11 protein-coding genes are annotated in these 11,477 nt (G+C 45.7%); 6 read left to right on the top strand and 5 right to left on the bottom strand.

Going from position 1 to position 11,477, the window contains the following annotated elements; all coding sequences use genetic code 11:
- The first annotated feature begins 17 nt into the window (after positions 1 to 17).
- The 4 genes from NDA03_RS23110 (at position 18) to NDA03_RS23095 (ending at position 3,227) form a co-directional block, all read left to right on the top strand.
- Positions 18 to 1,136, top strand: coding sequence for a response regulator (locus tag NDA03_RS23110; protein ID WP_190525237.1), 1,119 nt, complete (start codon positions 18 to 20; stop codon positions 1,134 to 1,136).
- Positions 1,137 to 1,295: 159 nt separating this feature from the next.
- Positions 1,296 to 1,658 (top strand): DUF4864 domain-containing protein, encoded by a 363-nt coding sequence (locus tag NDA03_RS23105; RefSeq protein ID WP_348239267.1) that lies wholly within the window; start codon positions 1,296 to 1,298, stop codon positions 1,656 to 1,658.
- A gap of 93 nt (positions 1,659 to 1,751) precedes the next feature.
- Positions 1,752 to 2,360, top strand: a complete 609-nt coding sequence (locus NDA03_RS23100; protein ID WP_190525235.1) for a cytochrome b/b6 domain-containing protein — start codon at positions 1,752 to 1,754, stop codon at positions 2,358 to 2,360.
- A 159-nt stretch (positions 2,361 to 2,519) separates the two neighbouring features.
- Positions 2,520 to 3,227 carry a molybdopterin-dependent oxidoreductase gene (locus NDA03_RS23095; RefSeq protein ID WP_348239266.1) on the top strand — a complete coding sequence of 236 codons (708 nt, stop codon included), beginning with the start codon at positions 2,520 to 2,522 and terminating at the stop codon, positions 3,225 to 3,227.
- 386 nt (positions 3,228 to 3,613) lie between these two features.
- On the opposite strand, the gene NDA03_RS23090 is transcribed toward NDA03_RS23095, so the two are convergent.
- Positions 3,614 to 3,883 carry a GlsB/YeaQ/YmgE family stress response membrane protein gene (locus NDA03_RS23090; protein ID WP_190410490.1) on the bottom strand — a complete coding sequence of 90 codons (270 nt, stop codon included), beginning with the start codon at positions 3,881 to 3,883 and terminating at the stop codon, positions 3,614 to 3,616.
- A 383-nt stretch (positions 3,884 to 4,266) separates the two neighbouring features.
- On the opposite strand from NDA03_RS23090, the gene NDA03_RS23085 reads away from it, so the two are divergent.
- Entirely contained in the window at positions 4,267 to 5,088 is an 822-nt protein-coding gene (locus NDA03_RS23085; RefSeq protein WP_348239279.1) for a M48 family metallopeptidase, read from the top strand.
- A gap of 35 nt (positions 5,089 to 5,123) precedes the next feature.
- Here NDA03_RS23085 and NDA03_RS23080 read toward each other — a convergent pair whose 3' ends face one another.
- The 4 genes from NDA03_RS23080 to NDA03_RS23065 all read right to left on the bottom strand — a co-directional run bounded on the left by NDA03_RS23080 (position 5,124) and on the right by NDA03_RS23065 (position 10,185).
- Entirely contained in the window at positions 5,124 to 7,091 is a 1,968-nt protein-coding gene (locus tag NDA03_RS23080; protein ID WP_348239265.1) for a WG repeat-containing protein, read from the bottom strand.
- A complete protein-coding gene (locus tag NDA03_RS23075; protein WP_348239264.1) occupies positions 7,091 to 7,870 on the bottom strand; it encodes an S-layer homology domain-containing protein in 780 nt (259 codons plus the stop codon). The genes NDA03_RS23080 and NDA03_RS23075 overlap by 1 nt, the downstream gene beginning before the upstream one ends.
- 154 nt (positions 7,871 to 8,024) lie before the next feature.
- Positions 8,025 to 9,212 (bottom strand): formate-dependent phosphoribosylglycinamide formyltransferase, encoded by a 1,188-nt coding sequence (gene purT, locus NDA03_RS23070; protein WP_348239263.1) that lies wholly within the window; start codon positions 9,210 to 9,212, stop codon positions 8,025 to 8,027.
- Between the two features lie 298 nt (positions 9,213 to 9,510).
- Positions 9,511 to 10,185 carry an HAD-IA family hydrolase gene (locus NDA03_RS23065; RefSeq protein ID WP_190410494.1) on the bottom strand — a complete coding sequence of 225 codons (675 nt, stop codon included), beginning with the start codon at positions 10,183 to 10,185 and terminating at the stop codon, positions 9,511 to 9,513.
- Positions 10,186 to 10,414: 229 nt separating this feature from the next.
- On the opposite strand from NDA03_RS23065, the gene NDA03_RS23060 reads away from it, so the two are divergent.
- Positions 10,415 to 11,470 (top strand): saccharopine dehydrogenase NADP-binding domain-containing protein, encoded by a 1,056-nt coding sequence (locus NDA03_RS23060; protein ID WP_348239262.1) that lies wholly within the window; start codon positions 10,415 to 10,417, stop codon positions 11,468 to 11,470.
- Positions 11,471 to 11,477: the final 7 nt, after the last annotated feature.

Raw genomic sequence — 11,477 nt, 5'->3', positions numbered from 1 at the left:
TTAGGGGAAATCTCAAAGTGAACATTCTGCTAGTGGAAGATGATGAGCGTTTGGCACAAGCTCTCACCAAAACCCTCAGCGATCGCAATTATATAATTGACCGGGCAGCCGATGGGCAAGCAGGCTGGCAATTCGCACGGGCTGGTACTTATGACTTAATTTTGCTAGATGTGATGCTCCCCACACTGGATGGCATCAGTCTTTGTCAGCGGCTACGTTCTTTAGGGCGGTTGATGCCGATTCTTTTATACGCTGCCCATGAAATTGATGGCGATAAAGTCATTGCGCTGGATGCTGGTGCGGATGATTATGTCCTCAAACCCTTTGATTTAGAAGAAGTAGCGGCTCGTGTCCGCACTCTCCTGTGTCATTGCTGTTTATTAAAGCCGCCAATTCTGAAGAATGGCAGCCTAGGTCTTGACCCGCCTACCTTAGAGGGACGCTATGAAGGGAAAAACTTGCATCTTACCCCCAAACAGTATGCGCTACTAGAACTGTTTGTGCGCTGTCCGAATCAAGTTTTTAGCCGCAGCGAGCTTCTGGAACACCTGTGGTCGTTTGAGCAACCACCCGCTGAAGAAACCGTCCGATCTCACATTAAAGGGTTGCGGCAAAAATTGAGAGCCGCGGGCGCTCCCACCGATCTGATTGAGACGGTTTATGGGCTAGGATATCGCCTCAAGCCAGCTCAATCTCATCCTCCAACACAAGCGGTATCCTCCGCCCTACACCAGCCGCCGACGCTTGCTCAAACGCAGGCAGCAGTGATGAAAGTTTGGGAGCGCTTGCAAGGAGAGATTATCTCTCGGATAGATGTTGTTGAGGAGGCAACGACTGCCTTATTGAGAGACGAATTGGGGTTGGAACAGCGCCACCGAGCAGTTTGGGCAGCTCACAAGCTAGCGGGTTCTTTAGGGATGTTTGGCTTTCCGTGGGGTTCTCAACTAGCTCGTCAGATTGAACATAGCTTTCAACCAGAGACGCCATTGGATCGGGACATAGCGCAACACTTGTGCGAATTAGTTGCGGATCTCCGGTGCGAACTGCGACAGCCTCCAGCAATCGGGCGCAAAATTCGCTCGGTGTCGGTGGATGTAGAAATGCAAGATAGATTGTCTCAGATTAAATCTGGTTGATTGACCCTAACGGAGTTCTTGGCTCATTCCAATCCGGCTTGCTAATCCAGATTAAAATCTCCGATAAGTCAAAATAATTTTCAGATGTGTTGCGTCCGTTGTTTCCTGAAATTCTTGCTGGCTTTTTTACCGCTCACCTTACCTGTTAAAGCTCAACAAATGGAAGTAACTGATAGCGATCGCCTGATTATCCGTTCTGTGATTTCTAACCAACTGGAAGCATTTCAGAAAGACGATGCTGAAGGAGCTTTCTCCTTTGCTAGCGCAGAAATTCAAGCTCAATTCGGGACGCCAGACAACTTTTTAAGGATGGTGAAGGCTGCTTATCAACCAGTTCATCGTCCTCGTTCCGTGATGTTTGAGAACCTGACCACAATTGAAGGATTCCCAGCTCAGCAAGTGCTTCTACTCGATCGAGATGGGAATTTGATCAGGGCACTTTATCTGATGAAAAAGCAATCTCAGGGTAAATGGAAAATTACTGGGTGTTATTTAGTGCCAGTAAAAGGAGAAACGGTTTGAATAGAAAATTGGTAAGAAGAGTTTTGAGTTTTGATGTGAGAAGATAGTGTTTAAGATGAAATCAAAAAAAGATAAATTTATACTTATAAATCTATGAGTTCGTCTATTTCCTCCCAAACACCTCGCCCCCCACTGCTACCGACACAAGCTTTGGCGGTAAAATCATTTCACTGGATCAACATTATTAGCTTGCTTTTAATGATTACCAGCGGACTACAGATTTACAATGCTAATCCGGTTTTTGGCGGACGCGGTGGTTGGCATTTTCCACCCTTGTTTTTGCTAGGCGGCTGGCTTGCTGGAGGTAGACACTGGCATTTTGCTGCCATGTGGCTATTTGCTCTAAATTTAGTTTGGTACGGGATTTATATTTTGATAACTCGGCGCTGGAAGCATCGATTTGTAGGTGAGAAGGATGTGAAGGCACTGCAATTGAGCCACAACCCCAAGCGCATTGCTTATGCTTGGCATCGAATTGCTTACACCGCGATTATTCCGATTTTACTGCTCGCTTTGCTAAGCGGACTGGGAATGTATAAACCAGCTCAATTTCACTGGATTGTTGATTTATTTGGCGATTGGCAAGCATTGCGAATTGTTCACTTTATGAGTGTGCCAACTGTCATACTCTTTGCAATGGTTCACTCTTGGCTAGCTCTTAAAGTAGGAGGTTCTCGTTTAATTGATTCTATGTTCTGGTAGCGGTATTTTATAATGAGCTGTAGGTTGGATTACAACAATCCTAAAGCTCATTATCAATCTAGTTTCCTTCTTTAAAATGAGTTCACTGGGTTTCTTACAGGAACTCTTAAAGGAGGAGGTTGCTATTTAAGTTATTGAATATTTTAGTAGAGATATTTTATGAACTTGATTCAAGTTCCCCGTCGCAGATTTCTGCAATTCTCAGGACTTTCTAGTATTAGCTTACTTCTGGGGGGTTGTGCGTTCAGCGTGTTTGAGGGGATTGCAGGTAAAGCTTTTGAACCCCTCAACCAAAGTGTTGAAGAGTTACTGCTAAATCCGCAAAAACCTGTACCTGAATTTCCTGCTAGCCAGATTGAGCCAGATGCTTTAATTATTAATACATTTGACTTTACGCCACAAATAGATCCTGTTGCGTTTCGCCTAAATGTAAATGGCGAGGTTAATAATCCTTTGAGTCTTAGTATGGCGGATCTTCAGCAAATGCCTTTATCCTCAATGACAATTCGCCATGTCTGCGTCGAAGGTTGGGCGGCAATTGTGCAGTGGGGGGGAATCCAACTGCGGGAAATTGTATCTCTGGCGCAACCAAAAGCGAATGTCCGCTATGCTTACTTTAAGTCGGCGGATGGTTATTACGAAAGTTGGGATATTGCTTCTGCGTTGCATCCCCAAACTCTCATGGCGTATCAAAAAAATGGTCAACCTTTATCGGTTGGGAATGGTGCCCCTCTACGTCTAGCTTCCCCGATTAAACTCGGATACAAGCAAAGCAAATGGGTGACAAGCATTACGCTAGTTAGCGATTTGTTACCTTATAAAGGCTATTGGGAAGATAAAGGTTATGAATGGTTCGCAGGACTATAGTTGCAGCCTGCGGTTTCACACTTCAATTTTTATCTTGAACTTTTATACGAATGGTAGATGCAAGGCTCTGGCAATTATTTTAAAGCTATTTTCAAAGCCATAAAATAACTATGTATAGCAAGATTGAGAATTCCCGAATCATACTTCAATCAAAAAATATCAATCTTGCTCCAAGCGATCGCGTTCCTCGATCTCATTGCATTGAAAGTGTAGGGGAGTCTATGATACTCCCCTACTGACGAGGCGTATACTACTTACCTGTCGTCTATTACAACGCAATTTTCACTTCCTTGAAAATTAATCAGTTGCCCAAGACTTGCCCAAGAGCTGCGATCGCAGATTGAGCATTGTGAATCTGCCGAACGAAGTGGCAGATGTAGCGCTACTTAAGCGGCGCGGCGAGTGAGTAAGTTCCACAGGAAGACTGCAACAATTGCGCCTAAAACAGCGACAATGATTCCAGGAATGCTCAAGCTAGAAGCTGCTAATTGTAGAGTCCCCGTTTGCAGGAAAGTACCGATACTACCGCCTACGAAAGCTCCAATGATACCTAGTACGATGGTTCCTAGAATACCACCGCCTTGATGACCCGGATAAATAGCTTTAGCAATTGCACCAGCAATCAGACCTAAAACGATCCAAGCAATAATGTTCATGGTTCTGATTCCTTAATAGTCTCTTCTTTACATTTACAGATTAACAGTTCAAATAGAGCAATCCTATCTGCCACACGATATAAGTGTCTTTACCCCAAAAGATAGGCAAACGGTATTCTTTTCACGTTCAGGTTCCTACAGCGCTAATTCCTCTATATGATTGCACCGAACTTTCCAGCCAATTAATAATATTTAACATTGGGGTAAAAGAAGATAAACGCTTAGGTTCAAGCTCTAGAATTGCCTTTATCCTACAAAAAAATTAAATAAAGCATCCTTCGGACTGATGTTAGATTGCCGAGCAGTATGATAATCTCCGGACGAATAAATCGGGGGAATAAGCAGTGAGAGCGCTGATCCGGCTGGGAATTGCACTGTTACTTATGCTATTTGGGTTAGTTAGTTACTGCACTACGACAGTCGAGAACCCGGTAACTGGGGAAAAGCAGCGGGTGCAACTTTCGCCAAAGGAGGAAGTCGTCCTAGGACTGCAAGCGCGATCGCAAATGGCGGCGAAATTTGGCGGTCTGTACCCAGATCCGGCGCTACAAAACTATATTGACAAAGTAGGAAATGAGGTAGTGCAGGAGTCAAAGGCGAAGACTTCCGGCTATCCCTTTGAATTTCATCTGCTGCGCGACCCTCAAACGATTAATGCCTTCGCGTTGCCGGGAGGACAAATTTTTATTACTGCGGGTTTGCTGCGTCGTCTTTCTTCTGAAGCACAACTGGCGTCTGTGTTGGGGCACGAGGTCGGGCACGTTGTGGGACGACACGGGGCGGAACGCTTGGCAAAGCAGCAACTCGGTACAGCACTGGTGACAGCAGTTGGAGTCGCGGCGAGTGATGACCAAGGTGGCGGTCGGCAGGCACAAGTGATTGCCCAGGCAGTGAACCAGATTGTCAATCTGCGCTACGGACGGGAGGACGAACTAGAAAGCGATCGCCTTGGCGTTCAGTTTATGGCGCAAGCTGGATACAACCCTAAAGCCAGTGTCGAAGTGATGCAGATTCTGGCGAGTGCGAGGAGTGGCGGTGCATCTCCGGAGTTCTTCAGCACCCACCCCAACCCTGAGAACCGAATTCAAAAACTACAGGCTTTGATCTCTCAAACCTATCCCAACGGCGTTCCACCACAATTGGAGATTGGACGCGAGGACTTTGCTCAGTCTGTGCGATCGCGTTTGCCACCCGCAACTCAGTAACGACCGGGAAACTCACCCTTACAGCCCTCAGCCCTTCAAGACAGCACATTCCGAATGTAGCCCCACTTCCCGCCGCTGAAAGACAATTCCCCATTCTCACCGGAACGCCACGATCCACCAATATTAACCAGCGCCAATCCTTGGGAAAAGGATTGCGCGTTGTCAAATTCTGTAGGAATGACCAGCTTTCCTATCTTGTTAATATAGCCCCACTTGCCAGCAATTTTGACTGCTGCTAGCCCTTCTACAAAAGACTCAGCATCCTCAAATTGCGGCAAAATTACCACCTTCCCAGTTTTATCGATATACTGCCATTTCCCAGCAAGTTTTACCGCTGCTAATTTTTCTGAAAAAGATTTAGCGTCCTCAAATTGTGGCAATATTACCAGCTTTCCCGTCGTGTCAATATAACCATATTTTCCACCAACACCAATGCGTGCCATTCCTTCCGAAAAGGCATCAGCGCTATCAAATTGCGGAGGAATTGTGAGGGTGTTTGGATTAAAAATAGTTTGGAAGCGAAGCAGAAAGTTGTTGATCCAACCCTGAGGAGCATCTAGCGCCTTAGTGTTCCTCCGATCGATGTAGCCCCACTTGTTCTCTATCTTGACTGCTGCCAACCCTTCTGAAAAAGACTTAGCTTCATCAAATTGCAGCGGAACGACGAGTTTCCCCGTATTATCGAGATAACCATATTTGCTACCAATTTTTATCGCTGCCATCCCTTCTCTAAAATACTCAGCGCTATCAAATTGGAATCGGCTAATCAATTTTCCAGTATTATCAATAAAGCTCCATTTATAGCCCATTTTGACTCGCGCCAACCCGCTATGAAAAGAATCCACCCAGTCAAATTGCGGCTGGCTGACACTTTTTCCGGTCGTGTCGATATAGCTATATTTGCCGCCAATTCTCCGACTGGTAAAGCCAAGCTGTTTTAATGGTGAGGGATTAAAGGGTTCAGGCTGGGAGTAGGGGCCAGAACGCAAGGCTTTGGCTAAGGCGTCGTTGTCTTCTCGCAGACCTTCGTAGAAGAAGAAAACTTCGCCTTGGATGCCACGAAAGCGATTGTAAGCGATCGCTTGCAACAAGTATTCGGCGCTGATGCGATATCCACCGACTTTGAGTAAAATACCGGGTATCAGGGTTGGTAGTTGTGCGGCGGTAAATTGCTGGGCGACAAGACTATCAACCAGTTGTTTGTAACTAGAGAAATCGCGGCGATACAACTGTGGATGCATCATATCAACTAACCCGCGATCGCTCCAAGCTTTGGGATCTTGCAGATATTCCTGAAGTGCCCAACCGTGGGGACTCGGTGCCAGTGAAATCAGCAAGTCTGGCTTAATATTAATGACTTCTTGGTAGAGACGAGTTAAAAAATCGGTGAGAATATCCGCACGCCACTGAAGCCATTGCGGATCTTTTGGGTTTTGCGGAGGATTTTGGAGGAACTGCTGAAAGTAGCGATCGCTGGTTCGTCGATCGTAGCCCCCTTCGCTTGGAAGTGCAGGCAGGCGATCGTCCCCTTGAATGCCGCTAATCTCGTAGTTTTTGACAACTTCTAGCACTAAATTGAGTAAGAATTCCTGCACTTCAGAATCAAGAGCATTCATCCACTCGAAACTGTTCTTTTTAACTAAATTCCCGCTGTTATCGCGGGCACCCCAATCAGGTTTTTTCGCTAGAATATGCCCGCCATTTTGATTGTAAGAAGCGGCGAATCCGTATTCAAACCAGGGAATCACCGCAAGTCCAACTCGACGCGCCTCAGTTACCATTTCAGCTAAGGGATCGCGATCGCGATATCGCGGATCAATTTCGACCCCAAAATTGTCTCGCATCACTTTACTGGGATATAGCGTAAAGGCACTATTCCAAATAACAGGAAAAACCACATTGAACCCAGTTTGAGCGAGGAAATCCATCGCCGCAGCAATGTTTTGCCGAGAATTCAGGACTTTGCTATCTGTCGTGGTAATCCAGACACCGCGAGTTTCCATTACTGCCTCTTTGGCGCGTATTGTCTAACCAGTGCCACTCCTTCAGAAAAAGCATCCGCTTCATCAAATTGTGGCGAGATTACGAGTTTACCTGTTTTATCGATATAACCCCACTTGTCAGCAATTTTGACTCGTGCCAATCCTTCCGAAAAAGCTTCAGCTTCATCAAATTGCGGTTGAATCACCACAAATTCCATCCCTGGAATATACTGCAAGGGCACGCCAGGAATACTCAAAGCGCGACAAATCAAAGCCGCAATCTCGCCTCTCGTGGCATTCTGATTGGGGTTAAAGCGTCGGACATTCGGATAATTAACGACAAGATATTTTTCGGTTGCAGACGCGATCGCGCCAATTGCATAATTGGGAATCTGCGCCGCATCCTCAAAATACTTCTTTAATATCTCGCTAGGATTTGTGGTAGCGCCATACTTCAACCCGGATGCCAAAGCTACAAAAGCTTGCACTCGCGGAATCGCCTGACTGGGCTTAAATGTGCGATCTGGATAGCCAGACAAAAAACCAGCCCGATAAACAATTTGAATCGCCTGATAAGCCCAATGACTTGAAGGTACATCCACAAAGTTAATCGCATTCCGAATCGGGACAGTATTGGGAAACGCTTTTCGCACCAGCGCCGCAAACTCTGCCCGCGTCACCTGTGCATTCGGACGGAAGGTACCATCTGGATAGCCGCTAATTAGATTTCGTTCATGTAGTTGTTTGATACACTCTTGCGCCCAATGGTTTTGAATATCAGAAAAGATAAGCTCGTTCAACTTGACTAACTCCTGAATTCTAATTTACCTATTAATACAATTCTCATATTTAAAGACAAAATATTTGCTCCACCCTATATTCTTTGGCAAAAGGTAGAATCTTATCCTAGCCCCCCTTAAAAAGGGGGGTTGGGGGATTTCTAATAATCAAGCATCAATAATGATCGTCTTGATTAACAATTTTAATCTTGCTAGCGGCTTTAGTCGCTTTATTCCGCGCCTCTTGGACATTACTTGCTTTCGCCAAAGCGACTCCCATTCTGCGGTTAGGGCGAGAATTTGGCTTTCCAAATAACCGGATATCTACATTCGGTTCAGATAAAGCCTCTTGCACCTCCATAAAAGCGATTGAATTTGAATGTTTACTTGCCAGAATTACTGCACTTGCTGAATCCCCTAATAGTTCTATTTTAGGAATTGGTAAGCCTAAAACCGCTCTTAGATGCAATTCAAATTCATTCAAGTTTTGAGAAATTAATGTCACCATTCCCGTATCATGAGGTCTGGGAGAAAGTTCGGAAAAAATTACAGAATCCTTGGTAATAAAGAACTCCACCCCGAAGATTCCAGCGCCTCCCAAAGCATCAGTAACTTTTTGCGCGATCGCCTGTGCTTCCAAAAGCAATTTTTCTGGCATTTTTGCGGGTTGCCAAGATTCTTGATAATCCCCTCTTTCTTGACGATGACCAATAGGAGGGCAGAAAATAGTCGGAGCATTCCACTGCTTAATGGTTAGCAAGGTTATTTCTAATTCAAAAGGAATGAACTCTTCGACAATAACCTTTTGAGTATCTCCTCTAGATCCTTCAATCGCATACTTCCATGCCGCTTCAACCTCATCGCTCGAATGGACAACCGATTGACCTTTTCCAGAGGATGACATCACAGGTTTCACGACATTGGGAAACCCAATTTTGTCACAAGCATCAATAAATTCCTCCAGCGTTGTTGCATACGCATATTTAGCAGTTCTAAGTCCTAATTGCTGATGGGCAAGTTCTCTAATTCGGTCTCGATTCATCGTGTAATGGGTAGCAGTAGCAGTTGGAATGACTGTAAACCCTCTCTTTTCAAATTCAATCAGTTTCTCCGTCCTAATCGCTTCAATTTCCGGAATAATTAAATTTGGCTGATGTTTTTGCACGACGGCTTCTAGGTCATCAGCACTGAGCATAGAAATTACTTCAAATTCATCAGCTACTTGCATTGCTGGAGCATTATGATAGCGATCCACTGCAATGACATGGTTGCCCAGACGTTGAGCAGCAATGACAAATTCTTTGCCTAGTTCTCCCGAACCAAGTAGCATAATTTTTTGAGGAAGCTTGAGAGAGGGTCCCATTGATTTTTTGACTTTGAGCTATCAGATTTCGCCAATTCATTGTAAAACTAAGCAGCGCTATTTAGATCCTGATCGCCTAGAATTTACACATTATCCTTTCCTAAGTGGCGGAGGGCGGCTTTATCCCAATTTTAGGGGCAAATTAGGTCTTTGGCTATCAAACCTACCTCTACAAAAATCAAACTGTACATCCACAGAAATATAAATATCGCAATCCTAATTCATTCATAAAATCGGAGAGATCTCTTCTTACTCGTCCTCAGTGCTTTATAGCGAAGAAAGTGTAGCGTTAATAAATTCAATTAGGATCGGGATCGTTTTTTGCGGGAGAATCTAGCCACGTCCACAACTGCGGAGAGGTGAAATCAGGCACTGCAAAAATTGCTCCGCAGTCGCAGAGAACTTTGGGGTCGTAGGTTGAGGCAATGCCAATTGTCACAATGCCTGCGCCTACCGATGAACGAATGCCGGAGGGAGAGTCCTCAAAAGCGATCGCTTGTTTCGCTTTAATACCAAAATAATCTAACGCCAGTTGATAGGGAGCCGGATCGGGTTTGCCCGCGATCGCTTCTTCTGCTAAAACAACGGTGGCGAAGGCATCTGCCAAACCCAAAGCTTCTAGCATGAAGTAGACATTTTTACGCGGTGCATTTGTGACAACTGCTCGTTGCAACTTTAATTCTTCTGTCCATGCCAAAATTTTAGAAAGTCCAGCCAGGGGTTTAAGTTCTGGTGATAATTCTCGGAAATAAGCTTCTTTCGCTTCAGCGAGTTGTTCGCCTTCTGATAAGGATAACTGAGGGAGAATATCTTGGATAATAACTGGATTAAGGCGTCCGCTAATCCGGTTTTGGTAAAAATTTTCGTCAATATCAATATCGTATTGTTTTAAAATATCCTGCCAAGATTTGTAATGGATTCGGTCAGTATTTACCAGAGTCCCATCCAAGTCAAATAAAATTGCAGCCAACATAGTTTCAGGGGCGAGACGATTGAATCAGTGCCATAGCTATCCTAGGGTGGGAAGCAAAGCCAAGCAAACATTCTGTCATCTTACCTGTACCTTTTGCCGTATTGAAGAAAACACTCCCAAGCGGACAATAGTAAGTATGCAGTCGCTCGACTGTTATACCCTCAATTGACAAAGCGGGATAAAAAGAGCGATCGCTTTCTATCTCTGCTGTGTCGTAACTTCTGTACTAATGTCCTCAAACTTTTTGTTATACGGTGCGAATGGCTATACCGGAACCCTGATTGCGCGATTGGCAGTGCGGCAAGGGTTACGCCCGATTCTGGCAGGACGCAATTCTGAAAAGTTGCAGCCGTTAGCGACATCGCTTGGTTTAGAACACCGCGCCTTTAGCCTAGAAGATGAGTCCACTGTGGATGCAGCACTGAACGATGTCACAGCGGTACTCCACTGTGCAGGGCCATTCTCGCGCACGTCTAAGCCAATGGTTGAAGGGTGCCTGCGGACAAAAACCCATTATCTGGATATTACCGGAGAGGTGGCAGTATTCGAGGCGATCGCTGCCAAAGATGCTGAGGCAACAAAAGCAGGCGTAATGCTGCTTCCCGGCGTCGGTTTTGATGTCGTTCCTTCTGACTGTCTCGCGGCTCATCTCAAGAGACAGCTGCCTTCAGCAACAAGTCTGTCGCTGGCTTTCACCGCCGGTCAGACATCGCGGGGAACTGCCACAACAATCGTGGAAGCTCAGAAGCAAGGAGGCTTAGTGCGGCGGGGTGGCGTTCTGACTCCGGTTCCGACTGCTTGGAAAACTCGAACCATCGACTTTGGAGAAGGCCCTGTTTTAGGCACCACACTTCCTTGGGGAGATGTGTCTACCGCTTTCTACAGCACAGGGATTCCCAATATTGAAGTTTATATGGCAACCCCTCCCTCCACTTACTGGGCGCTAGTCGCAAGTAGATATTTGGGTTGGTTATTGGGGTCACCACCCATGCAAAGCTTACAGAAACGTCTAATCCAAGCTCAACCACCAGGACCAACCGATGCACAGAGGCAACAGGGGAAAACTAGATTGTGGGGAGAGGTGTCAGATGATGGCGCAACTAAGGTATCCCGACTGCAATGTCCAGAAGGCTATACGCTCACAGCACTGACGGCGCTGGCTATTGTTACTAAGGTGCTTGCCGGACAGGTGAGTGTCGGCTTTCAGACGCCTTCCAAAGTCTATGGTGCCGATTTGATTTTGGAAATTGAGGGGGTTGAGCGGTTAGATATTAATAATGGGTAATGAGTAA

Source organism: Trichocoleus sp. Lan, assembly GCF_039961855.1.
Lineage (GTDB): Bacteria > Cyanobacteriota > Cyanobacteriia > Cyanobacteriales > FACHB-T130 > FACHB-T130.
Note: the sequence above shows the minus strand (reverse complement) of the source record. Positions and strands in the feature narration are given on the sequence as shown.

Bases quoted from the DNA above. Each gene is read 5' to 3' on its own strand.
- NDA03_RS23065 (WP_190410494.1), bottom strand. From the start codon at position 10,185: ATGTTGGCTGCAATTTTATTTGACTTGGATGGGACTCTGGTAAATACT.
- NDA03_RS23095 (WP_348239266.1), top strand. From the start codon at position 2,520: ATGAACTTGATTCAAGTTCCCCGTCGCAGATTTCTGCAATTCTCAGGA.
- NDA03_RS23060 (WP_348239262.1), top strand. From the start codon at position 10,415: ATGTCCTCAAACTTTTTGTTATACGGTGCGAATGGCTATACCGGAACC.
- purT (WP_348239263.1), bottom strand. From the start codon at position 9,212: ATGGGACCCTCTCTCAAGCTTCCTCAAAAAATTATGCTACTTGGTTCG.
- NDA03_RS23100 (WP_190525235.1), top strand. From the start codon at position 1,752: ATGAGTTCGTCTATTTCCTCCCAAACACCTCGCCCCCCACTGCTACCG.
- NDA03_RS23090 (WP_190410490.1), bottom strand. From the start codon at position 3,883: ATGAACATTATTGCTTGGATCGTTTTAGGTCTGATTGCTGGTGCAATT.
- NDA03_RS23080 (WP_348239265.1), bottom strand. From the start codon at position 7,091: ATGGAAACTCGCGGTGTCTGGATTACCACGACAGATAGCAAAGTCCTG.
- NDA03_RS23105 (WP_348239267.1), top strand. From the start codon at position 1,296: ATGGAAGTAACTGATAGCGATCGCCTGATTATCCGTTCTGTGATTTCT.
- NDA03_RS23085 (WP_348239279.1), top strand. From the start codon at position 4,267: ATGCTATTTGGGTTAGTTAGTTACTGCACTACGACAGTCGAGAACCCG.